The organism is Mesorhizobium sp. YIM 152430 (assembly GCF_029210365.1).
GTDB lineage: Bacteria > Pseudomonadota > Alphaproteobacteria > Rhizobiales > Rhizobiaceae > Aliihoeflea.
In genome coordinates this window covers 489,857-512,304 of the sequence record NZ_JARGES010000027.1, presented here as the reverse complement: position 1 = coordinate 512,304, position 22,448 = coordinate 489,857, and the positions used below count along the sequence as shown (strand labels likewise).

At 64.5% G+C, this 22,448-nt stretch carries 25 protein-coding genes; 16 read left to right on the top strand and 9 right to left on the bottom strand.

What is annotated here, in order from left to right:
- The coding region (topA, locus tag PZ895_RS10260; RefSeq protein ID WP_275838907.1) for a type I DNA topoisomerase at window positions 1–2,680 on the bottom strand (2,680 nt) is incomplete at its 3' end.
- Window positions 2,681–2,959: 279 nt separating this feature from the next.
- Between topA and PZ895_RS10255 the strand changes: the two genes are divergently transcribed.
- Window positions 2,960–3,160 (top strand): hypothetical protein, encoded by a 201-nt coding sequence (locus PZ895_RS10255; RefSeq protein ID WP_275838906.1) that lies wholly within the window; start codon window positions 2,960–2,962, stop codon window positions 3,158–3,160.
- Here the strand turns inward: PZ895_RS10255 and dprA are convergent.
- Genes dprA through PZ895_RS10235 form a run of 4 tightly spaced genes read right to left on the bottom strand, consistent with a single transcriptional unit; the run spans window position 3,122 to window position 7,113 of the window.
- Window positions 3,122–4,270, bottom strand: coding sequence for a DNA-processing protein DprA (dprA, locus tag PZ895_RS10250; RefSeq protein WP_275838905.1), 1,149 nt, complete (start codon window positions 4,268–4,270; stop codon window positions 3,122–3,124). The genes PZ895_RS10255 and dprA overlap by 39 nt on opposite strands.
- A complete protein-coding gene (gene plsY, locus PZ895_RS10245) occupies window positions 4,267–4,848 on the bottom strand; it encodes a glycerol-3-phosphate 1-O-acyltransferase PlsY (RefSeq protein ID WP_275838904.1) in 582 nt (193 codons plus the stop codon). Before plsY ends, dprA begins: the two co-directional genes overlap by 4 nt.
- Window positions 4,849–4,879: 31 nt before the next feature.
- Window positions 4,880–6,169, bottom strand: a complete 1,290-nt coding sequence (locus PZ895_RS10240; protein WP_275838903.1) for a dihydroorotase — start codon at window positions 6,167–6,169, stop codon at window positions 4,880–4,882.
- Window positions 6,166–7,113 (bottom strand): aspartate carbamoyltransferase catalytic subunit, encoded by a 948-nt coding sequence (locus tag PZ895_RS10235; protein WP_275838902.1) that lies wholly within the window; start codon window positions 7,111–7,113, stop codon window positions 6,166–6,168. The genes PZ895_RS10240 and PZ895_RS10235 overlap by 4 nt, the downstream gene beginning before the upstream one ends.
- Window positions 7,114–7,269: 156 nt before the next feature.
- Between PZ895_RS10235 and PZ895_RS10230 the strand changes: the two genes are divergently transcribed.
- Entirely contained in the window at window positions 7,270–8,898 is a 1,629-nt protein-coding gene (locus PZ895_RS10230) for an acyl-CoA dehydrogenase family protein (protein ID WP_275838901.1), read from the top strand.
- Here PZ895_RS10230 and PZ895_RS10225 read toward each other — a convergent pair.
- The gene (locus PZ895_RS10225; RefSeq protein ID WP_275838900.1) at window positions 8,880–9,818 is read right to left on the bottom strand and encodes an AEC family transporter; all 939 of its coding nucleotides are present in this window, start codon (window positions 9,816–9,818) and stop codon (window positions 8,880–8,882) included. The genes PZ895_RS10230 and PZ895_RS10225 overlap by 19 nt on opposite strands.
- 158 nt (window positions 9,819–9,976) lie before the next feature.
- On the opposite strand from PZ895_RS10225, the gene PZ895_RS10220 reads away from it, so the two are divergent.
- Both PZ895_RS10220 and PZ895_RS10215 read left to right on the top strand, forming a co-directional pair.
- Window positions 9,977–10,486, top strand: a complete 510-nt coding sequence (locus PZ895_RS10220; RefSeq protein ID WP_275838899.1) for a hypothetical protein — start codon at window positions 9,977–9,979, stop codon at window positions 10,484–10,486.
- Window positions 10,483–10,815, top strand: coding sequence for a DUF6105 family protein (locus tag PZ895_RS10215; RefSeq protein ID WP_275838898.1), 333 nt, complete (start codon window positions 10,483–10,485; stop codon window positions 10,813–10,815). The genes PZ895_RS10220 and PZ895_RS10215 overlap by 4 nt, the downstream gene beginning before the upstream one ends.
- Here the strand turns inward: PZ895_RS10215 and ruvX are convergent.
- A complete protein-coding gene (gene ruvX / locus PZ895_RS10210; RefSeq protein ID WP_275838897.1) occupies window positions 10,730–11,236 on the bottom strand; it encodes a Holliday junction resolvase RuvX in 507 nt (168 codons plus the stop codon). The two genes, PZ895_RS10215 and ruvX, sit on opposite strands and share 86 nt — an antisense overlap.
- A 72-nt stretch (window positions 11,237–11,308) precedes the next feature.
- On the opposite strand from ruvX, the gene PZ895_RS10205 reads away from it, so the two are divergent.
- From PZ895_RS10205 to PZ895_RS10185, 5 genes are all read left to right on the top strand, one after another.
- Entirely contained in the window at window positions 11,309–12,016 is a 708-nt protein-coding gene (locus PZ895_RS10205; protein ID WP_275838896.1) for a metal-dependent hydrolase, read from the top strand.
- Between the two features lie 109 nt (window positions 12,017–12,125).
- Window positions 12,126–12,413 carry an Asp-tRNA(Asn)/Glu-tRNA(Gln) amidotransferase subunit GatC gene (gene gatC / locus PZ895_RS10200; RefSeq protein WP_275838895.1) on the top strand — a complete coding sequence of 96 codons (288 nt, stop codon included), beginning with the start codon at window positions 12,126–12,128 and terminating at the stop codon, window positions 12,411–12,413.
- A gap of 1 nt (window position 12,414) precedes the next feature.
- Entirely contained in the window at window positions 12,415–12,885 is a 471-nt protein-coding gene (locus tag PZ895_RS10195; protein ID WP_275838894.1) for a GNAT family N-acetyltransferase, read from the top strand.
- On the top strand, window positions 12,882–14,363 hold the full coding sequence (gene gatA, locus PZ895_RS10190) for an Asp-tRNA(Asn)/Glu-tRNA(Gln) amidotransferase subunit GatA (protein ID WP_275838893.1): 1,482 nt from the start codon (window positions 12,882–12,884) through the stop codon (window positions 14,361–14,363). Before PZ895_RS10195 ends, gatA begins: the two co-directional genes overlap by 4 nt.
- A 16-nt stretch (window positions 14,364–14,379) precedes the next feature.
- Complete coding sequence (locus tag PZ895_RS10185) at window positions 14,380–15,168, top strand: YdcF family protein (RefSeq protein WP_275838892.1); 789 nt, start codon at window positions 14,380–14,382, stop codon at window positions 15,166–15,168.
- Here PZ895_RS10185 and PZ895_RS10180 read toward each other — a convergent pair.
- Window positions 15,165–15,863 (bottom strand): DUF599 family protein, encoded by a 699-nt coding sequence (locus PZ895_RS10180; protein WP_275838891.1) that lies wholly within the window; start codon window positions 15,861–15,863, stop codon window positions 15,165–15,167. The genes PZ895_RS10185 and PZ895_RS10180 overlap by 4 nt on opposite strands.
- On the opposite strand from PZ895_RS10180, the gene PZ895_RS10175 reads away from it, so the two are divergent.
- The 5 genes from PZ895_RS10175 to PZ895_RS10155 all read left to right on the top strand — a co-directional run bounded on the left by PZ895_RS10175 (window position 15,864) and on the right by PZ895_RS10155 (window position 19,811).
- Window positions 15,864–16,271, top strand: a complete 408-nt coding sequence (locus PZ895_RS10175; protein WP_275838936.1) for a hypothetical protein — start codon at window positions 15,864–15,866, stop codon at window positions 16,269–16,271.
- 166 nt (window positions 16,272–16,437) lie between these two features.
- Window positions 16,438–17,838 carry an L-serine ammonia-lyase gene (locus PZ895_RS10170; RefSeq protein ID WP_275838890.1) on the top strand — a complete coding sequence of 467 codons (1,401 nt, stop codon included), beginning with the start codon at window positions 16,438–16,440 and terminating at the stop codon, window positions 17,836–17,838.
- 69 nt (window positions 17,839–17,907) lie between these two features.
- A complete protein-coding gene (locus tag PZ895_RS10165) occupies window positions 17,908–18,342 on the top strand; it encodes a DUF1489 family protein (protein ID WP_275838889.1) in 435 nt (144 codons plus the stop codon).
- Window positions 18,343–18,390: 48 nt separating this feature from the next.
- On the top strand, window positions 18,391–19,128 hold the full coding sequence (locus PZ895_RS10160; protein ID WP_275838888.1) for a VWA domain-containing protein: 738 nt from the start codon (window positions 18,391–18,393) through the stop codon (window positions 19,126–19,128).
- The gene (locus PZ895_RS10155; RefSeq protein WP_275838887.1) at window positions 19,125–19,811 is read left to right on the top strand and encodes a DnaJ domain-containing protein; all 687 of its coding nucleotides are present in this window, start codon (window positions 19,125–19,127) and stop codon (window positions 19,809–19,811) included. Before PZ895_RS10160 ends, PZ895_RS10155 begins: the two co-directional genes overlap by 4 nt.
- Before the next feature lie 38 nt (window positions 19,812–19,849).
- Here PZ895_RS10155 and PZ895_RS10150 read toward each other — a convergent pair whose 3' ends face one another.
- Window positions 19,850–21,337 (bottom strand): D-alanyl-D-alanine carboxypeptidase, encoded by a 1,488-nt coding sequence (locus PZ895_RS10150; RefSeq protein ID WP_275838886.1) that lies wholly within the window; start codon window positions 21,335–21,337, stop codon window positions 19,850–19,852.
- A 219-nt stretch (window positions 21,338–21,556) separates the two neighbouring features.
- Here PZ895_RS10150 and PZ895_RS10145 point away from each other — a divergent pair, with 219 nt between their 5' ends.
- The gene (locus tag PZ895_RS10145) at window positions 21,557–21,886 is read left to right on the top strand and encodes a phasin family protein (protein ID WP_275838885.1); all 330 of its coding nucleotides are present in this window, start codon (window positions 21,557–21,559) and stop codon (window positions 21,884–21,886) included.
- A gap of 204 nt (window positions 21,887–22,090) precedes the next feature.
- Window positions 22,091–22,447 (top strand): ATP-dependent Clp protease adapter ClpS, encoded by a 357-nt coding sequence (gene clpS / locus PZ895_RS10140; RefSeq protein WP_275838934.1) that lies wholly within the window; start codon window positions 22,091–22,093, stop codon window positions 22,445–22,447.
- Window position 22,448 lies beyond the last annotated feature (1 nt).

Sequence of the window (22,448 nt, the reverse complement as noted above, 5' to 3'; positions counted from 1 at the left end):
TCGCCTTGGCGGCCTTCGCCTTGGCTTTCGGTGCCGCCTTCTTCGCACCCGTCTTCTTGGCGGCGGGCTTCCTGGCGGACGCCTTGGCCTCGCCATTCGCCTTGGCGGCCTTCGCCTTGGCTTTCGGTGCCGCCTTCTTCTTCGGCGCCTTCGTGCCGCTTTTGGCCGCGCGCTCTGCGATCAGCGCCAGCGCTTCCTCGACGGTCACGCTCTCCGGCGCCTTGCCCTTGGGCAGCGTCGCATTGACCTTGCCCCAGTTCACATAGGGGCCGTAGCGCCCGTCGCGCACGGTTATCTTGCCACCACCGTCCGGATGCTCGCCTAGTTCCTTCAGCGCCGTCGCCGCACCGCGCTCGCGGCCATTGGCGAATTTCGACTTCTTCTCGGCGATGACCGTGACCGCGCGGTTGAGACCGATCGAGAACACGTCCTCGATGGTGTCCAAATTGGCGTAGGTTCCGTCATGCAGCACGAACGGACCGTAGCGTCCGAGCCCGGCCGAGATCATCTTGCCGCTTTCGGGATGCTTGCCGACATCGCGCGGCAGCGACAGCAGCGCGAGCGCCTTCTCATGGTCGATCGAATCCGGCGTCCAGCCCTTCGGCAGGCTGGATCGCTTGGCTTCCTTGCCTTCGCCGCGCTGGACATAGGGGCCGAAACGGCCGCTCTTCAGCGTGATTTCCTCGCCCGTATAAGGGTCCTTGCCGAGTTCCTTGTCGCCGTCGACCGCCGTGCCGTCGCCGTTGGCTCCCGGTCCGTCGAGCTGGCGGGTAAAGCCGCATTCGGGATAGTTTGAGCAGCCGACGAAGGCGCCGAACTTGCCGAGCTTCAGCGACAACTGGCCAGAGCCGCATTTGGGACAGACGCGCGGGTCACTGCCGTCTTCGCGCGGCGGGAAGGCGAGTGGTGCGAGTTCGACGTTGAGCGCATCGAGAACGTCGGTGACGCGCAACTCCTTGATACCGTCGACATGGCCGGAAAATTCCTTCCAGAAGTCGCGCAGCACGTCCTTCCAGGCGAGCTTGCCGTCCGAAATCTGGTCGAGCTTTTCTTCGAGCGCGGCCGTGAAGTCGTATTCGACATAGCGGTCGAAGAAGCTTTCGAGAAAGGAGGTCACCAGCCGCCCCTTGGCCTGCGGCACCAGCTTGCGCTTCTCGTTCGTAACGTAATCGCGGTCTTCCAGCGTCTTGAGCGTCGCTGCATAGGTCGACGGCCGGCCAATGCCGAGTTCTTCCATGCGCTTGATGAGCGAGGCTTCCGAATAGCGCGGCGGCGGTTCGGTCGAGTGCTGGGTCGCGTTGATCTGATGGCGCGCGATGGCCTCGCCCTGGCGAATCTCCGGCAGACGCTTGTCCTCGTCGTCGGCGTCCGGCGCGTCCTCGTCCTTCTGCTCGGTATAGGCGGCGATGAAGCCGTCGAAGCGCACGACCGAGCCGACCGCGCGCAGATTGGCCGTCTTCGCCCCATTGACGGCGTCGATCTCGACCGTCGTGCGCTCGATCTCGGCCGGCACCATCTGGCTGGCGATCGCGCGCTTCCAGATCATGTCGTAGAGCCGCGCCTGGTCGGCATCCAGATATTTGCGAACCTGGTCGGGCGTGCGCCAGAACTCGGTCGGCCGCACCGCCTCGTGCGCTTCCTGCGCGTTCTTGGCCTTGGTCGAATAGTAGCGCGGCTTTTCCGGCAGATAGCGGTCGCCGAAGCCCTTGCCGATCTGCTCGCGCGCCGCTGCGATCGCCTCGGGCGCCATCTGCACGCCGTCGGTTCGCATATAGGTGATGAGGCCGGTCGTCTCGCCGCCGATCTCGACGCCCTCGTAGAGCCGCTGCGCCACCTGCATGGTGCGCGAGGCCGAAAAGCCGAGGCGCGAGGACGCCGCCTGTTGCAGTGTCGAGGTGGTGAAAGGCGGGGCGGGGTTGCGCTTCGTCGGCTTCGCCTCGACCGAGGCCGCCGTGAAGGTCGCACCCTCCATCATCGCCTTGATCTCATCGGCGCGCGCCTTGGTGCCGATGTCGAGCTTGGCGAGCTTCTTGCCCTCATAAGCCGTCAGCCGCGCCTCGAAGCGGTCCTTGCGCACCGTGTCGAGCAGGGCGGCGACCTGCCAGTATTCCTCGCGCACGAAGCGCTCGATCTCGGCCTCGCGGTCGCAGATCAGCCGCAATGCGACCGACTGGACGCGGCCGGCCGAGCGGGCGCCGGGCAGCTTGCGCCACAGAACCGGCGACAGCGTGAAGCCGACGAGATAGTCGAGCGCGCGGCGCGCCAGATAGGCGTCGACCAGCGGGCCGTCGATCTCGCGCGGATTGGCCATCGCCTCGGTGACCGAGGCCTTGGTGATCGCGTTGAAGACGACGCGCTTGACCGGCTTGTCCTTGATCGCCTTCTTCTGGTTGAGGACTTCGAGCACATGCCAGGAAATCGCCTCGCCCTCGCGATCCGGGTCGGTCGCCAGGATCAGGCTGTCGGCCTCCTTCATCGCCTTGGCGATGTCGCTCAGCCGCTTCGAGGAGGGCGAATCCACTTCCCAGGACATGGCGAAATCGTCGTCCGGGCGCACCGAACCGTCCTTCGCCGGCAGGTCGCGGACATGGCCGAACGAGGCCAGCACCTTGTAGCGCGAGCCCAGATATTTGTTGATTGTCTTGGCCTTGGCAGGCGATTCGACGACGACGACGTCCATATTACCGTATGATCCCCGAGCCTCCACGATCGCGTGCGGCCCTCAAATTTCTTTTCGTTCTCGGTGCGTGACATGGCGGTGCGGGGCCGTCCGGTCAAGGGAAAACGGATTGGTCGCCCGCTGCATTCCCTGTAATGCACGCATAAGTTGCAGTGATTTGTGATTGCAATTTATGGTGTTTTCGTATATCCTTATATTACTGCCGGTTGCGGTGCAGGCAAGTTTGCATCCGGCGAAACTGACCCTTCGGGGTCGAAGTCTTAGCCGGAAGGGAGCCCTATGCGGGAGGCACTTACTGCGAAGACGGACAAGCTGGAATATGTCCATTCCATGCTGGGGCAGTTGCGCCGCATGGCTGCCGACGAACAGCACGAAATGCTCGCCTATCTGATCGAGATGGCTTGCATCGAGGCAAACGACATTCTGCGCGGCGCGCGTCCGTCACGGGTCCGGCGTAACCAGCGAGACAGCGCCGCCTGAATGCCGCTCGAGCCGGCCGGCGAGATCGAGTTCGAGAAGCAGGATCCGAACGGTTCGCGCGGGCAGGTCGCTATGCTGGACGATCTCGTCGATGGCGGTCGGGCTCGGGCTCAGCGCCTCGATCAGACGGGTTCGCTCGTCCCGTTCGGGCTCGACCGGCTCATCGTCGAAAGCCGGCTCGATCTGCGTTGCGTCGGGTTCGCGCAAAGCGGCGGGCGGCGCGCGCCCGATCATCGGCCGCAATTGCTCGATGACGTCTTCGCTGTCCAGCGTCAGGATCGCGCCGTCCTTCAACAGCCCGTTCGAGCCCGCCGCGCGCGGATCGAGCGGCGAGCCGGGAACGGCGAAGACGAGACGGCCGAGTTCGCTGGCCAGCCGGGCGCTGATCAGCGAGCCCGAGCGTTGCGCGGCCTCCACCACGACCAGCCCGAGGCCCAGCCCCGCGATCAGTCGGTTGCGGCGCGGAAAGTCCCGCGCGCGAGGTTCCCAGCCGAACGGCATCTCGGTGATGACGGCGCCCGAGCGGGCGATCTTGCCGACGAGTTCGAGGTTTTCCGGCGGGTAGGGCTTGTCGAGACCGCCGGCCAGAACCGCCACTGTGCCGGTTTCGAGGCTGGCCCAATGCGCCGCGGCGTCGATGCCGCGTGCGAGGCCCGAGACGACGGCAAAGCCCGACTTGCCGACTTCGCCCGCCAGTTGCCGTGCCATCTTCGCGCCGGAAGCCGAGGCATTGCGCGCGCCAACGATCGAAACGGCCGGTGAGGAGAAGATGTCGCTTCGCCCCATCACCGTCACGAGCGGCGGCGGCACGTCCATGTGGCGCATCATCGGCGGATAGTCCGCGTCGCCGATGGCCGCGATCCGCCCACCGAAGCGCGCGACCTTGTCGATCTCGGCTTCCGCTTCCTCCATGGTCGCAATGCGGATCTTCCGGCCGCCGCCGCGCGCTGCGAGGTCGGGCAGCGCGTCCAGCGCGGCCTTCGCCGAGCCGAAGCGGTTGATCAGGTCGCGAAACGTGGCCGGTCCGACATTGTCCGAGCGCAATAGCCGCAACCAGTTCAGCTTCTGCGTATCGCTGAGTTTCAACGATGGGGCGGGCGAGCCGTTCATCCCTTGGCGCCGATCCGGCTCTCGGTGCCGGCCATCAGGCGCTTGATGTTCTCGCGGTGCTTCCAGAACACGATCAGGCTCATCAGCGAGAATGCGATCGACGCATCGCCGAAGCCCAGCAGGAGAAGCGTGATCGGCACCGCCACGCAGGCGATCAGCGCGGAAAGAGACGAATAGCGCGTCAGGAAGGCGGTGGCGGTCCAGATGATCGCGAAGACGAGGGAGGCGATGCCGGAGATCGCCAGCAGGACGCCCAGATAGGTCGCCACGCCCTTGCCGCCCTTGAAGCCGAGCCAGACCGGGAACAGATGGCCGATGAAAGCGCCGGATCCGGCAAGGATGCCCAGCCCCACGCCATACTGCTCCGCCACAACCACGGCCACGGTGCCCTTCAGGGCGTCGAGCAGCAATGTCGCGGCGGCGAGCTTCCTGTTGCCGGTGCGCAGCACGTTGGTCGCGCCGATATTGCCCGAGCCGATCGCGCGCACGTCGCCGAGGCCGGCCATACGCGTCAGCAGAAGTCCAAACGGAATGGAGCCCAGGAGATAGCCGAAGCCGAGCGCTGCCAGCAGAATCATTGTCCGCCCTTCGTCGATGCGATGTCGGTGGTCATTGTTGCGCGAAGACCGTGCGCCCCGCAACCAGCGTGCGCATCACCCGGCCCTGCAATTTAGCGCCTTCGAAGGAGGTGTTCTTCGACAGGGACACGATACCAGCCTCGCTGACGACCCAGGGGGCATCGAGGTCGACGACTGCCATGTCGGCCGGCGCGCCTGGCTTGAGTGTGCCGGAATCGAGGCCGAAGCGCTTTGCTGGGGCGGTAGACAGCACTTCGACGAGCCGCATCAGCCGGACATCGCCATTGTGATGAAGCCGTAGCGCAACCGCGAGCAGCGTCTCGAGCCCGATCGCCCCGCTCGCGGCTTCCGCGAATGGCAGGCGCTTGGTGTCGACATCCTGCGGGTCATGCGCGGAGGTGAGGATGTCGATCGTCCCGTCGCGCAGCGCCTCGATCATCGCAAGCCGATCTTCCTCGGCGCGCAAGGGCGGGGCGAGGCGGAAGAAGGTGCGGTATTCGCCGATGTCGTTTTCGTTCAGCGCCAGATTGTTGATCGAAATGCCCGCCGTCACGTCCGCGCCGTCTGCCTTGGCGCGTCGGACGGCATCGGCCGACATGGCGGTCGAGATCATTGCGGCGTGGTAGGCGCCTTTCGTCAGCCGCGCCAGCAACAGATCGCGCTCGAGCGGGATCAGTTCGGCCTCGCGCGGAATTCCGGGCAGGCCCAGCCAGCTTGCGAAGAGCCCTTCGTTCATGACGCCTTGCGAGGCGAGGTCGCGGTCCTGCGTGCGATGCGCGATCACGGCGTCGAAGTCGCGTGCATAGGTCAGCGCGCGGCGCATGATGAGCCCATTCGCGATCGTCTTGCGGCCCTCGGTGAAGAAGGCCGCGCCCGCCTGCGACAGGAGCCCGATCTCGGTCATTTCCTCGCCGGAAAGACCCTTGGTGATCGCGCCGGTCGGAATGACGTTGACGACGGCCGTGTCGCGCGCCGTTCGCCGGACAAACTCGACGAGGGCGACGTCGTCGATCACCGGGTCGGTGTCGGGCATCATCGTGATCGTCGTCACGCCGCCTGCCGCGGCCGCCGCACTTGCCGAGGCGATCGTCTCGCGATGTTCCGCTCCGGGTTCGCCGATATGGACCGAGGTGTCGACCAGTCCGGGCATGATCGTCAGCCCGGCGCAGTCGACGATCTCGGCGCCTTCGGGCGCGCCCTGGTTCAAGGCAGAGGCTCCAGCCTCCGCGATCCGTCCGTCGAGGACGATCACGGTTCCTGTCTCGTCGATTCCGCGCGACGGATCGATGATCCGGCCGCCCTTCAGAACCACCGGATTCATGTCGGCGCTCCTTCGAGAAGCGCTTCCATGACGGCCATGCGAACGGCGACGCCCATTTCGACCTGCTCCTGGATCACGCTTTGCGGGCCGTCGGCGATGGCCGATGCGATCTCGACGCCGCGGTTCATCGGACCGGGATGCATGACGAGCGCGTCGGGCCTGGCCCTGGAAAGCTTGGCGGCGTCGAGGCCGTGAAATCGGAAATATTCGCGCACCGACGGGACGAATGCGCCGGCCATGCGCTCGCGCTGGAGCCGCAGCATCATCACGACATCCGCGTCAGCAATGGCATCCCCGAGCCGCGAGAAGGTCTCGACGCCCATCTGCCCGATGCCGGACGGCAGCAGCGTCGATGGGGCCGCGACCTTCACTTGTGCGCCGAGCGCATTCAGAAGAACGATGTTCGAGCGCGCGACGCGGCTGTGAAGCACATCGCCGCAGATCGCCACGGTGAGCCCGGCGATCCGTCCCTTGGCGCGGCGGATCGTCAGCGCGTCCAGCAATGCCTGTGTGGGGTGCTCATGCGCACCGTCGCCGGCATTGACGACCGAGCAGCCGACCTTTTGCGCCAGAAGGGCGGCCGCGCCCGCCGATCCGTGGCGGATGATGAGGATATCCGGCCGCATGGCGTTGAGCGTCATTGCCGTGTCGATCAGCGTCTCGCCCTTCTTCACCGACGAACTTGCGACCGACATGTTCATCACGTCCGCGCCGAGCCGCTTGCCGGCGAGTTCGAAGGAGGCTTGCGTTCGGGTCGATGCTTCGAAGAAGAGGTTGATCTGCGTGCGCCCGCGCAGCGTCGCGCGCTTCTTGTCGGCTCCGCGCGAGATCGCGACGGCGGCCTCCGCACGGTCGAGCAGGTTTTCGATATCAAGCGGCGACAGGCCCTTGATGCCGAGAAGATGGCGATGCGGATAGGGCGGGAAGGTCGCTGGCGATATCATGACGATCACGGCCTATAGGCAAGTGCCGCCCTTGGGGCAAGCACGGCCTTGCTCGCGACAAATTTCCTCCGCGGGTTTTCATCCTGCGCCCCGCCATGCTTTGATCGCGCCAAAGCCCGCGCGCGGCGGATTCGAGATGATGCGGAAGGAAGCGACTTGAACCACGAGGTCACCAATCAGACACCCCCGATTGCTGGCACCAATGCCTGGCGCTCCGATCCGCTGTTGATGCAGCTTGGCGAAAACTTCTCCGAAATCGCCCGCAAGGATATGGATCTGCTTGGCAAATTCGCCCGCAATGCCGAAGCGCTCGACCTTGCGCGTCTGGCCAATTGCGAAACACCGAAGCTGCGCACCCACGACCGGCAGGGCCGCAGGCAGGATCAGGTCGAGTTTCACCCGGCCTATCATGCCTTGATGCGTCGGTCCGTTTCGCTCGGCCTTCACTCGTCCATCTGGGAAAACAACGAATCCGAAAAAGGCCACCGACACCAGGTCCGCGCTGCACGCTTCTACATGACGGCCGGCCTCGAATGCGGGCATCTTTGCCCCGTCACCATGACCAGCGCCTCGCTCGCCGCGCTGATGGCGAGCCCGAAGCTCTTCCGCGAATGGGCGCCGCGCGTCACCACACGCAAATACGACCCCGCATCCAAGCCCCCGGTTGAAAAGTCGGGCCTGACCATCGGCATGGGAATGACCGAAAAGCAGGGCGGCACGGACGTTCGGGCAAACACGACGAAGGCCGAGCGCGTCGGCAACGGCTTTTACCGCCTCACCGGGCATAAATGGTTCATGTCGGCGCCGATGAGCGACGCGTTCCTCGTTCTGGGTCAGGCACCGGAGGGGCTTTCCTGCTTTCTTGTTCCGCGCATTCTTTCGGACGGCTCGGCCAACGGACTTCATTTCCAGCGCCTGAAGGACAAGCTCGGCAACCGTTCCAACGCCTCGTCCGAGGTCGAGATCGACGGCGCGATCGGCGAGATGGTGGGGGAACCGGGGGGCGGGGTCCGCACGATCATGGACATGGTGACGCTGACGCGGCTCGACTGCGCGCTCGGCAATGCCGGCATCATGCGCGCCGGCCTTGCCGAGGCCGTCCACCATGCGCGCCACCGGCAGGTCTTCGGCTCGGCTCTCATCGACCAGCCCTTGATGAGCCGCGTGCTTGCCGACATGGCGCTCGACGTCGCGGCCGCCACGGCGCTCTCGCTGCGGCTTGCCCGCGCCTTCGACGAGGCGGCGAACGACCGCACCGAAGCCGCCTTCGCCCGCGCCATGACGCCCGTCGTCAAATACTGGACCTGCAAAATAGCGCCGGCGCTGATCTACGAGGCGATGGAGTGCCTCGGCGGCAATGGGTATGTCGAGGAAGCGCCGCTCGCGCGGCATTATCGCGAGGTGCCGGTCAACGCGATCTGGGAAGGGTCGGGCAACGTCATGGCGCTCGACGTCCTGCGCGTCCTTCGCCGCGGCACCGGGCCGTTCGAGGAGGTTCTGGGCTGGATCGAACGCGAGCTCGGGCCGAGCGGTCCCGGCACGACGCAGGTGCTGCGTGCCGCCATGGACGTCGCCATCGAGGACGAGGGCTCCGCGCGCATCCTGACCGAACAACTGGCGCTCGCCGCCGCAGCCGCCGAACTCAAGCGCCTCGGGGCAGGGCAGATCGCCGACGCCTTCGCCGAAACGCGCCTCGGCGGCCAATGGCGCACGACCTACGGAATGCTCGGCGCGCGGTACGATGCGCGCATGATCGTCGATTCGCTCTACCCGGAAGTCAACTGAGCGGTGATCGCCAGGACGGCGGGGATCGAGAAGAAGGAGAGGGCGGTCTGCAAGGTGGTGACGGCGGCGTAAAGCTCCGCGTCGCCACCCAGTTGCTTGGCCAGAAGATAGCCGTTCATCGCGGTCGGCACCGCTGCGCAGAGCGCCAGATATTGAAGCTGCGCGCCGTCGATGCCGAAGCTCCAGGCAAGCGTGATCAGGATCACGGGAAAGACGGCGAGCTTGAGAAAGACCGGCAGCCAAAGCGGGAAACGCAGCGAGACGATGTCGGCGATGCGCAGTCCCGCGCCGATGGTGATCAGCCCCATCCCGAGCGCCGCATTGGCGACGAGGATAAGTGTCTCGTTGATTGGATCGTAGATTCGGAACGGCGCAAAACGTAGAAGAACGGCGGAAAAAGCGGCCAGAATGAGCGGGTTCAAGGCCATTGTGCGCCCGATCCGGGCCCAATTGGCACTGGAATCGGCGAATTTCGTCACGACGAAGACCGAGAAGATGTTGATGGGGATAATGATCACCGCCATCACCAGCGCGACCACCGCGCTGCCGGCAGGCGGGAACATTTTCTGCGCGATGGCGAGCGCGATGAATCCGTTCCAGCGGATCGCCGTCTGGAAGACCGACGAATACTCCGTCGTTGCGACGAGCCCGTTTCTCTTCAGGATCGGCCAGAGCAGGCCGAGCAGCGCGACCATGATCAGGAACGACAAGAGCAGCGCCACCAGCATGGCGTCGAGGCGCAAGCCGGCGAAATCGGCATTGTAGATCGTGATGAAGAGAAGCGCCGGATACAGGAACCAGTAGGCGATCTGTTCGAGGCCCGGCCAGACCTTCTGGTCGATGATCGGCAGCCGTTTGAGGATGATCCCCAGAACGACCAGCAGGAAGATCGGCAGGGTACTTTCGAAGATGGCGAGCATTTTTGGGAAGTTCTTTCGCGGCAGGAGGTCTCCGCTTAAGAGCAGGCGCCCGCGATGTAAACCGCGCAGGGCCGGGCAGCGTTAACCTTAACGAAAGGTTTCGATTGCCGGTAACCAGTGCGAGGTCCAGTTTCCCGGATGGTTAAGAAAGGGATTCCATGCCACGCGCTCTGACCATCATCATCGCCTTCCACTGGGCGGTCCTTATGTGCCTTTCGGGCGCGCGCGGCGTGGCGGAGCCCGGCACGGCGGCGCTGGGCGACGTGATCGCGACCGGCTCCGTCGCGGCCATCCATTTCATGGCGGCGCTCGCATTCTTCTGGGCGATGGTTTCCGTGCTGATCGGTTCGGACAATGAGGAAGCGGGTCAGGGCAATGTCGCCAGGATCGCCGTGGCGGTCGGGCTTCTGGCGACGACGGCGGGCGCGATCGGGCCGGCGCTGGCAGGCGATGTCGCGCTTCTCCAACTCGCCGCGCTCCAGTTCGCCGGGCTGCTCGTCAGCCACCTGATCATGCAGGCCGAGCGCACGCCGACACGTCAGCCGGTCGGCGCCAACGACAACAGCCGCGCCGCCGCCCGCCTTCTGGCGATGCTGGCCGCGAGCGATGCCAAGATCAATCGCATGACCCGGTCGGGCGCAGGCACGCCGGGAGAATTCTGGCGATGAAATACATCCTGATCTTCTGGGGTCTGCCGATGGGCCTCTTCTGGAGCTGGTATTATCTCTCTTATCACGACATGCATTTCGGCTATCTGATGCTGAGCCGGCTGGTCCATGATCATGTGTTCGAGGTCTACGGGCAGATCCTCGGCATCGACCCCGCCTCGATCATGCCGCTCGTCATCCGCGCCTGCATCATCGACACGGTGCTGATCTTCGCGATCTTCGCCTTCCGGCGGCGCCATCAGATCAGGATCTGGGCGCTTCGTCGCCATGAGCGCCATCTGGCTCGGGTCGAAGCGTCTGGAGCCGGTCGAGAACGCCCTGCAGGATGAAGGATGCGGCAGCCGAATCGATCCGCTCGCCGCGCTTCTTTCGCGACACGTCCATCTCCAGAAGCGCGCGTTCGGCCGCGACCGTCGACAGGCGCTCGTCCCAGAGGACGAAGGGCAGCTTCGTCATCCGCGCCATGTTGCGCACGAAAGCCTTAGTCGCCTGGGCGCGCGGGCCTTCCGAGCCGTCCATGTTGATCGGCCAGCCGATCGCGACCGCCGCCACCTGATCCTTTTCGATGAGGGCCAGCAGTGCGGCCGCGTCCTGCGTGAACCTGGTGCGCATGATGACCGGCCGGGGATGGGCGAAGGCGTGGTGGCGGTCGGAGACGGCGACACCGATCGTCTTCGTGCCGAGGTCGAGCCCGGCGATCGCGCGCCCATCGGCAATGGTCAGCAATTGTTCCAGATCGATGAGGTTCATGGTCAGGCCGCTTTGACTTCGAATGTCTCCGTCCTATCCTTCCGCGCAATCCAATCAAAGAGAGGACGGGACATGAAACTCACATGGTACGGACATTCGGCGTTCAGGATCGAGACGGGAAACGCCAAGATCCTGATCGATCCCTTTCTGACCGGCAATTCGTCCTGGGGGAAGGGCTGGGAGGAAGCGGCCGAAGGCGTGACCCATGTGCTTTTGACCCATGGCCATAACGACCATCTCGGCGACGCGCTGCCGATCCTTAAGAAGACCGGCGCGATGCTCGTCTCGAACTTCGAGATCTACGAATATCTGGTCGCTCAAGGCGCGGACCCGAACAAGGTGAACCCCGGAAATCACGGCGGCACGGTCGATTGCGGCGGGTTCACCACCACCTTCGTCAACGCCGTCCATTCCTCGTCCTTCAGCAAGGAAGGCGGTGGCAATGTCTATCTCGGCAACCCGAACGGCCTCGTGCTGCATTTCGCCAATGGCGAATCGGTCTACCACATGGGCGACACCGACATTTTCGGCGACATGGCGCTGATCAACGAACTGCACCAGCCGAAGATCGGCCTGGTGCCGATCGGCGATCGGTTCACCATGGGCGGCGCGGTGGCCGCGATGGCGTGCCAGCGCTTCTTCGACTTCGAAACCGTCATTCCCTGCCACTATGGGACGTTCCCGATCATCGACCAGAACGCCGACAAGTTCGTCGAGGGGATGAAGGGGACCAAAGCCAAGGTGGTCGTGCCCACCATCGGCGAAGCCTTCGACGCCTGATCTGCGGGCGGGAATTTCCCGCCATCCTGCAGACCCATGTTGCACGCACAAGCCCGCGCCTTTATAGCGCGGGTTTCGTGTTCTTCCTGCCCTTTGCCGCGGAGCAACCATGTCCGTCGATCTCGCCACCGTCCGCCGCGTCGCGCATCTCGCACGCATTGCCGTCACCGATCAGGAAGCCGAGCGGATGACGGGCGAACTCAACGCCATCCTCGGCTTCGTCGAGCAACTGGGCGAGGTCGACGTTTCGGGCGTCGAGCCGATGACTTCGGTCACGCCGATGGAGATGAAGAAGCGCACTGACGCCGTCACCGACGGCGACAAGGCCGAAGCCATCGTCGCCAATGCGCCTGCGTCCGACGAGAACTTCTTCCTCGTGCCAAAGGTCATCGAATAGGATGTCGGTCACGATCACGCAGGAAACGCCGTTGCAGGACGACGTGCGGCAGATGGTGGCGGAACTCAACGCCTATATGATGCCGCTGACGCCGCGCGAATTCCAGTTCCAGTTGACCGTCGAGCAGATGGCAACGCCCGGCGTGACCGTCTTCGTCGCGCGAGACGAGGCCGGCCGCGCGGTCGGCATGGCGTCTCTCAAGGTCCATGATGCGACGCTGGGCGAGGTCAAGCGCATGTACACGCTGCCCGTCGTGCGCGGCCAGCGCGTCGGTTCGCGGCTGCTCGCCCGCGTCGAGGACGAGGCGCGCGCGCAAGGGCTGGCGCGGCTGGTGCTCGAAACAGGCGAAGCGCCGGGCTTCGAGGAAGCCTGGCGCGTCTATGAGCGCGGCGGCTACGCGGTCTGCGGCGCCGTCCTCGATTATCCCGATTCCGGCTTTTCCCGTTTCTACGAAAAGAAGCTTACCCCATGACCGACCTGACCCGCCTGACGATTGCCGAGGCGCGCACCAAGCTGCGCGCGAAGGAATTCACCTCGGCCGAACTGACGGACGCCTATCTTTCCGCAATCGACGCCGCAAATGGCGAACTCAACGCCTATGTGAAGGTGACGCCGGACAAGGCGCGCGAGATGGCGCAGGCTTCCGACGCGAAGCTGGCGAGCGGCAATGGCGGCGACCTCGAAGGCATTCCGCTCGGCATCAAGGACCTGTTCGGCACCGAGGGCGTCCACACGCAGGCGGCAAGCCATATCCTCGACGGTTTCGAACCGCGCTACGAATCGACCGTGACAGCCAATCTTTGGGCCGACGGCGCCGTGATGCTCGGCAAGTTGAACATGGACGAATTCGCCATGGGTTCTTCCAACGAGACCAGCCATTACGGCCCGGTGAAGAACCCCTGGCGCGCGGAAGGCTCCAATCTCGACCTCGTTCCCGGCGGCTCGTCCGGCGGTTCGGCATCCGCTGTCGCGGCCTGGCTTTGCGCCGGCGCGACGGCGACCGATACGGGTGGATCCATCCGTCAGCCTGCGGCCTTCACCGGCACGGTCGGCATCAAGCCGACCTATGGCCGCTGCTCGCGCTGGGGCGTCGTCGCCTTCGCCTCCTCGCTCGATCAGGCCGGGCCGATCACGCGCGACGTGCGCGACGCGGCGATCATGCTTAAGTCGATGGCGTCGGTGGACGCGAAGGACACCACCTCGGTCGACATTCCCGTGCCGGACTACGAGGCGGCCATCGGCCAATCGGTGAAAGGAATGCGCATCGGCATTCCGAAGGAATACCGCGTCGACGGAATGCCCGAAGAAATCGAAGCCCTATGGCAAAAGGGCATCGCCTGGCTGAAGGATGCGGGGGCGGAGATCGTCGACATCTCGCTGCCGCACACGAAATATGCACTGCCGGCCTATTACATCGTGGCGCCGGCGGAAGCCTCGTCCAACCTCGCGCGCTATGACGGCGTGCGTTACGGGCTGCGCGTGCCGGGCAAGGACATTGCCGACATGTATGAGCAGACGCGCGCCGCCGGCTTCGGCCGCGAGGTGAAGCGGCGCATCATGATCGGCACCTATGTGCTCTCGGCCGGCTATTACGACGCCTATTATTTGCAGGCCCAGAAGGTTCGCACGCTGATCCGGCAGGATTTCGAGAAGGTCTTCGCGGCCGGGATCGACACGATCCTGACGCCGGCGACACCGTCCGCAGCCTTCGGCATCGCCGATCAGGACATGGCCGCCGACCCGGTGAAGATGTATCTCAACGACATCTTCACCGTGACGGTCAACATGGCCGGCCTTCCCGGCATCGCGGTTCCGGCGGGCCTGGATGCGAAAGGACTGCCGCTCGGGCTGCAACTGATCGGCCGGCCGTTCGACGAGGAAACGCTGTTCCGCACGGCGCATGTGATCGAGCAGGCGGCCGGGCGGTTCGAGCCGGCGAAGTGGTGGTAGGTCGGGTCGCGGAACGGTGTTCTTCTACCTTTCCAAGATCTTCTGGCTGTTCGCTCATCCGCTCAACATGACGGGCATCCTGCTTTTTGTCGGCCTGATTCTGCTGTTCCTGCAATGGACGCGGCTGGCCGCTGCCGCATTTTCGGTCGCGTTCGTCGTCGTGGCGCTTTCGACATGGACGTCGCTTGGCGCGCTGATGCTGCATCCGCTGGAGGATCGCTTCGCGCGGCCCGATCCGGTGCCCGAGCGCATCGACGGGATCATCGTTCTGGGCGGCGGATTCGAGGGGGCGGTCAATCTGGCGCGGGGCGGGTATGAGCTGAATTCCAGTGGCGACCGGTTCGTCGAGACCGCGATTCTGGCGCGGCGCTATCGGCAAGTGCCGGTCGTCGTTTCAGGCGGGACGGGGACGATGGTTCTCGAAGGCGAGGGCGATGCGGACACGGCGCCAAGGCTTTTGAACGCGCTTGGCATCGAAAAAAGCCGACTGGTGCTGGAAAACCGCTCGCGCAACACCGACGAGAATGCGCGGTTCTCGCGCGATCTCGTGGACCCGCAGCCGGGGCAGACCTGGCTGCTCGTCACATCCGCGTTCCACATGCCGCGTTCGGTGCTGCTGTTCGAGAAGGCAGGGTTCGACGTCGTGCCTTGGCCGGCCGACTATCGCACCGCGGGCATCGAGACGCCGGGACTGGCGCAGGACAACGCGATCGATAGCCTGGAAAACACCACCGTCGCCATTCGCGAATGGATCGGGCTGCTGGCATATCGGCTGACCGGGCGCACCGACCGTCTCCTGCCTTAGCCGTCGATGACGGCGGCGCGGGCGGCGGAGAAGAACTGCCGGCGCACCAGCACGAAGAGCGTGAAGCTGGTCGTGGCGAGGAAGAACCACGGACCGACGAACCAGCCGAGATAGCCGAGCGCGAAGAAGATGGCACGCAGGCCGGCGTTGAAGTGCTTGCCGCCGAGCTGGTTCATGCGCGCCGCGCGCATGACGGCGCGCTCGGTTTCGGCGTCCTCGATGCCGTCCTTCACGATCGGGACGGCACCGATCAGGATCGAGCAATAGTTGAAGAGCCGGTAGGCCCAGCCGAACTTGAAAAAGGCATAGGCGAGGATGCCGGTCAGGCCGAAGATTTTGGCCTCGAAGGCCGGCCGGGCGATGTCGTCGCCCGCCGGCAGGTCGCCGAGAACGGCGATCACCTGATCGGTCGAGCCGAGAAGCGCGAAACAGCCGCCGAGCGCAAGAAGCGAGCTCGACGCGAAGAAGGCGGTGCCCTGCTGGAGGCCCATCATGATGCCGGTGTCGATCATGCGCAGATCGCGTCTGGCCATGGTGCGCATCCAGGTCTCACGCTCGCGGTTCATGGCGGAGGTGAGCGTCGGGCGCGAAAAGAGCCGGCCTTGCGTCGCCTGCGCGAAAACGATCCAGCCGACCAGAAAATAGGCGAGCGCCGCCAGATCGAGAGGATCGAGGAGAGTGGAGTCGAGGATCATGTGGCGAGCCTAGCCGATTTCTCCGGACATGCGAGCGTCATCCTTTCGCCCGATGCGTTACGAATTCGCAAACATCGCGTTGCAGCTAACCTGATGATTTGTCTCGAATTGTTCGAAGCGGCGCGGCTGCCTGGAAGCTTATGCCTTGAATTTGCCGTCTTTCGGCATTGCAAGGCGCCGCGAATACGTCTACCCAGAAGCCTGCTTGAGCAGGGACGCGATCCGCGTTTTTCGGTGGCGATGGCAAACCAAGATCTCAATAACGGGAATTCCATGGACGACACCGTTCAGAAATCCTGCTGGGGCGTAACCGCCAAGGCAGTGATCGGCTTTGCAGGCATCATTCTCCTGGCCTGGCTGGTCGGGGGCGCAGGCGCGGAAGGCGTGGCGACGATCGCCGCGAGCTAAACCGCCAGGCAGGCCGCGGGCCTGCACTGAAAATTCGAGAGGCTGCGGGATGGTTTCCGCAGCCTTTTTCTTTGCCATGTCGCAACCGGATCAGCGAAGGTCGGCAGGCGCCTTGCGCGCTTTGCGTGGCTGGCGAAGAGTGCGCGCGCAGCTACCGGAGAAGCATATGTTCCTGTCCGTCTTCGACCTCTTCAAGATCGGCATCGGCCCGTCGAGCTCGCACACGATGGGGCCGATGTCGGCGGCCGTGCGCTTTCTCGACGAGATCGCCTCCGGCGACTGGCCGAAGCCGCAGGGCGCGACGGTGGCACGGCTCGCCGTCAGCCTGCATGGCTCGCTCGCCTTCACCGGCATCGGGCACGGCACGGACCGGGCTGTGATCCTCGGACTGACGGGCGCGCTGCCGCAGACGGTCGATCCCGACAGGATGGACGCGGCGGTGGCCGAAGTCGCGGAAACCAGGCGCGTCACGCCGCCCGGCCATCCGAGCTATCGCTTCGATCCGGCGAGCGATCTGGTGCTCGACCGCAAGCAGCCGCTGCCGGGCCATGCGAACGGCATGGCGTTCTTCGCCCATGACGGCGACGACCGGCTGCTTTTGAAGCGGATCTATTATTCGATCGGTGGCGGGTTCGTCGTTTCGGAGGAGGAATTGCAGCGGCTTGCGGCTAAAGGACCGGAAGGCAAGGCGGGCGAGGTGCCGCATCCGTTCCGCAATGCGCGCGAGATGCTGGCGATGGCCGAGGCTTCGGGCAGGTCGATCGCGGAGATGAAGCGGGCGAATGAGGAGACGCGGCAGTCGCGTGGCGACCTCGACGCCGGGCTCGACGCGATCTGGGATGCGATGCGCGGCTGTATCGAGCGGGGACTGAGCCAGGACGGCATCATGCCCGGTGGGCTGAAAGTACGCCGACGCGCGCGTCATCTGCACGATGCGCTTCAGGAACAATGGCGGCAGAACCGGCCGAACCCGCTTCTGGCGAACGACTGGTTGTCGGTCTACGCGATGGCGGTGAACGAGGAGAATGCGGCCGGCGGGCGCGTGGTGACGGCGCCGACCAATGGCGCGGCGGGCGTGGTGCCGGCGGTAATGCGCTACTGGCTGCATTTTCACCCCGAGGCCGATCAGACCGGCATCCGCGATTTCCTGCTGACGGCGGCGGCGGTCGGCGGGATCATCAAGCACAATGCCTCGATTTCCGGCGCCGAGGTCGGCTGTCAGGGCGAGGTCGGGTCGGCCTCGGCGATGGCCGCGGCGGGACTTTGCGCCGTCATGGGCGGGACGCCCGAACAGGTGGAGAATGCCGCGGAGATCGCGCTCGAACATCATCTCGGAATGACGTGCGATCCGATCGCAGGGCTGGTCCAGGTGCCGTGCATCGAACGTAACGCGCTCGGCGCGGTGAAAGCGGTGACGGCGGCATCGCTCGCGATCAAGGGCGACGGCAAGCATTTCGTGCCGCTCGACGCGGCGATCGAGACGATGCGCCAGACCGGGCTCGACATGAACGACAAGTACAAGGAAACGAGCCTTGGCGGGCTCGCCGTGAATGTCGTGGAGTGCTGAGCGCGGTTTCTGTGGACGGCGCGGCGTCGCGCCTTTGAGTTGCTACGCACGAGCGCCTATCTAGAGGCCATGGCACTCCATATTCTCAAGCTCTGCGTCGGATGCGATTCGATCGAGGATCTTCAATCCTGGATCGACGAGCGCAGTGCGCGGATGCGTGCGGCCGGCCGGCCGGTCGAGCATTTCCACACGACACGTATGGTGCCGAAGCGGGTCGATGAACTGATCGACGGCGGATCGCTTTACTGGGTGATCAAGGGCGGCGTGCAGTGCCGCCAGAAACTGATCGACGTGCGTCCCTTCACCGATGGCGACGGGATCGGCCGATGCCACCTGGTCCTAGACCATGAACTGACGCCGACCGTTTGGCAGCCGCGCCGGCCGTTCCAGGGCTGGCGCTATCTGCGAACCGAAGACGCTCCGCAGGACGTCGGCAGCGGCTCCGACATGCGCGAGATGCCCGCGCAGCTTCGCCGCGAACTGGCCGACCTCGGTCTTCTGTGATCGCGCGCCGTCTTGTCTTGAGCGGGCGGGAGCCTCATTTTCATTGTCATGAGTGAAAAGACACCCGCCAAACCGGCATCGCTGCCGACCGAAACGCCACGCAGCGACCCGAATGCCATCGCAACCTTCCTGAGGCAGGCGCGGGCGCTTGGCGGCGGGCGCGGGTCGGGCACTGCCAAGGGACGGCTGGTTCTGGCGCTCGACGCCACGATGAGCCGCCAGCCGACCTGGGATCTTGCCTGCACGTTGCAGGCGGACATGTTCGACGCCGTCGGCAAGACCGGGCGGCTGGAAGTCCAGCTCGTCTATTTTCGCGGCTTCGGCGAATGCCGATCGTCGAAATTCGTCGCCGACACCGCCAAGCTCAAGGAACTGATGGTGAAGATCGACTGCCGCGGCGGGCACACGCAGATCGGCAAGGTCCTGTCGCACGCGCTCATCGAGACCGAGGCGCAGAAGGTGAATGCGCTCGTCTATATCGGCGATGCGATGGAGGAAGAAATCGACGATCTCGCCGACAAGGCCGGCCGGCTGGGGCTCAAGGGCGTGCCGGTCTTCCTTTTCCAGGAAGGCCACGATCCGTCTGCCGAGCGGGCGTTCAAGGAAATCGCACGGCTGACGAGAGGTGCGTGGTTCCGGTTCGACCGCAATTCGGCGAAGGCGCTCGCCGAACTGCTCTCGGCGATCGCGGTCTATGCCACCGGCGGCTATCCGGCGCTGGAGGCGAGGGGGCGCGGCGCGGATCGCCTGCTCATCGAGAACATGCGCGGCAGAAGCGAAACATGATCTACGTCATATCCGGCGGTGCGCTTGCGCTTTTCCTCGTATTCGTTCTCCTGCGCGCAGACGCCGCGAAGATCGCATCCAGCCTTCGGCTTGTCGGACCCGTCGTGCTCGGCATCGTTGGTGTGGGACTGATCCTGATCGGCCGGGTCGGCCTCGGTGGCATGGCGCTTTCGAGCGCGCTCGCCTGGTATGGAGCGGGGCGGATGCGCCGGCGCTCAAGCCCGACACCGGGAAAACGTTCCCATGTCCGCACGGCGGCGCTCGAAATGGAACTCGACCACGATACCGGCGAACTGGACGGTGTGGTGCTGGCGGGCCGGTTCGACGGCAAGCCGCTCGGGGAACTGAGCGAACTCGAACTCTACGAACTGCTCGCAGAACTGGCCGAAGACGGCGAGAGCCGCCAGCTACTTGAGACGTATCTTGACGGCCGACTTCCCCTCTGGCGCGACCACGCGCAGGCGGATGTCGGCGATGGGGAAACTCGCGCGCCAGCTTCTGGCCCCATGAGCAAGCAGGAGGCCTACCAGGTCCTTGGTCTTGAAGCGGGCGCTAGCGCGGCGGATATCCGCAAGGCGCATCGGCGCCTGATGCAGAGGCTTCATCCCGATCTGGGAGGCAGTTCCTTCCTGGCTGCGCGGATCAATGAAGCCAAGGACGTTCTGTTGTCCGGTCACGACTGATTCTCCTTCGAAACGATACATCCCGGAGAACGGGAAACTTACATCTGCACCGCATAGCACGCGATGCCGTAGCTCTTCAGCGAGCCGCAAGCGGACCATGCCGCATCCTTGCCAGCGAATCCCGAGAAGCGCGCACGGTAGTAGGTCTGACCATTGTGCTGGAACGTCTCGGTGAACGGATCAGCGTTGCCGAGGACTTTCGACGCGCGGGACTTTGCCGAGGCCAGGAACGACTTGGCTTCGGTTTCCGACGGCATGGATGCCACCTGGATGACCCAGCCGCTGGACGGTGCGGTCGACGAGGTCTGGACCGGGTCGACAGTCGTCCGTTCCTTGATGGCGCCGAGAGCCGCCGGAACGGCCTGCGAGGGAACGGGAGCGGGCGGCGTCGGGCGGGCGGAGGGCACGGCGCCGGCGAAGGCCATCTGGATCCGGTTCGAGGCATCGTCGTCGCCTGCGGGCGCGGCGGGTGCGAGGGCAACGGCCGGGGCCTGAACTGCCGGCTGGGCGGCAGCGGTGGATGTCAGCGCCAGTTCGAGCTGGGCGGCGCCGGCAGGCTCGGCCGGGCGGAACGGCGGCGCTGCGACGGTTTGGGGCAGGCTCTGGGCCGAGGCGGCGGCGGCGATCGGGCTGGCCGGGCCGCGGGCCACGAGAAGCTGCTTGCTGCCGCGCGAGGCGCGGGGCAGGTGTTCGCGGATCAGATTGACCATATGGTCGTCGCGCGAGCGGCCGGACTGTCCGCCCATGACGACTGCGACGATGGAACGACCGTCGTCCTGCACCGACGAGACGAGATTGAAGCCCGAGGCGCGGATATAGCCGGTCTTGATCCCATCCGCGCCGCGAACGCGGCCGAGGACGCGGTTGTGGTTACCGAAGCGCTGCTTGCCGAGGGTGAATTCGCGCGTGCCGAAGTAGGAATAATATTGCGGAAAATGCTCCCGCAGGGCGATGCCAAGGATCGCCATGTCGCGCGCGGTCGTCACCTGCCTGTTGTTCGGCAGGCCATGGGCGTTCTGGAAGGTCGTCGAATTCATGCCGAGCTGGCGTGCCTTGGTGGTCATCAGACGGGCAAAATTCTGCTCGGAGCCCCCGATGAACTCACCGATCGCGGTGGCGATGTCATTGGCGGAACGGGTGACGAGCGAATAGATTGCGTTTTCGGCCGTGATCGTGGCACCCGCGCGCAGGCCGATCTTGGTCGGCGGCTCGGCGGCGGCCTTGGCGCTTATCGGAATCGGGGTCGATTTGGCGACGCGACCGGACTCCATCTGCTCGAACAGCATGTAAAGCGTCATCATCTTGGTCAGCGACGCGGGGTATCTTTGTGCGTCGCCGTTTCGCGAGAACAGAACCTGACCCGTCTTCGCATCCATAACATAGGCCGCGTAGCGCGGATTCGCTGATGCGTGGCCGGCGGAACCGGCGATCAAGGCGAGAGCGGTGAGGAAGGAAAGCAGGACCCTGAAAGCGGCCCGGTAACGCGAAGAGAGTCCGGCGAACGGCTGACGCACAACTACACCCATACAGATTTTGTCGGTCGCATTCTGGCGAGGTTTTACATTCTGCCAACCTAGCCACCGGAAGTTACCGATCCGTTTATGGTAACCGCTTCGTTCACGAATCCGGCCAAATCCGACTCTTGTGCGCGGGATTCTGCCGCAATTGACGAGTGCTGCGTCGCACGATAGATTTTTCGCAACGCAGCATTGCTGTGCGTTTCCGTGGAGCAAGAGGTTCGACTGATGATGCAATCCTTCGATGATGCCGGCAAGTTCGGCAAGGAAATGACGGATACCGGACTGAAGAGTTTCGCTTCGGTCTCTAAGAACATGCAGGCTATCGCCGTCGAGGCGACCGAATATTCCCGTCGCGCATTCGAGCAGTCGGGATCGGCGCTTGAAAAGCTGGTCCAGGCGAAGTCGCCGGACAAGGCCATGGAAATCCAGATGGATTTCGCACGCCAGGCTTATGAGGGTTTCGTCGGTCAGGCGACACGCATGAGCGAGCTCTACGCGGACATGGCTAAAGAGGTCTACAAGCCTTTCGAGATGCTGGGCGTGAAGGCGCGGTGACCGCGAGCCACATCGATGAAATGATGACGAGGCCGTGCGATTGTGCGGCCTTTTTCGTGTAGCATCGACGCGTCAAAAATATTGTCGAGGACGTGAAGCCCGGCCGTATTGTCACCATCGACTGAGGGCTTACAATCGAACACGAAGCACCTACATGACGCTTCCGAGGCGGGAGTGGTTGGATTGGGAAGGCGAGTGACGAGCATAAGTTCCGGCGAACATGCGCCTAAGGCTCAGGCGGGGGAAAACGGCAATGGCGGCCCCGGTCGCGGCACGGCGGTCATCACCCGCACGAAAGCGAAGACCAAGAAGCCCAGTCTCTACCGCGTCCTGATCCTGAACGACGACTACACGCCGATGGAATTCGTCGTGCATGTGCTGGAGCGCTTCTTCCAGAAGGATCGCGAGGCCGCGACCCGCATCATGCTCCACGTTCACAATCACGGTGTCGGCGAATGCGGCGTCTACACCTTCGAGGTGGCCGAGACCAAGGTGACCCAGGTCATGGATTTCGCCCGCCAACACCAGCATCCGCTGCAATGCGTGATGGAAAAGAAATGAG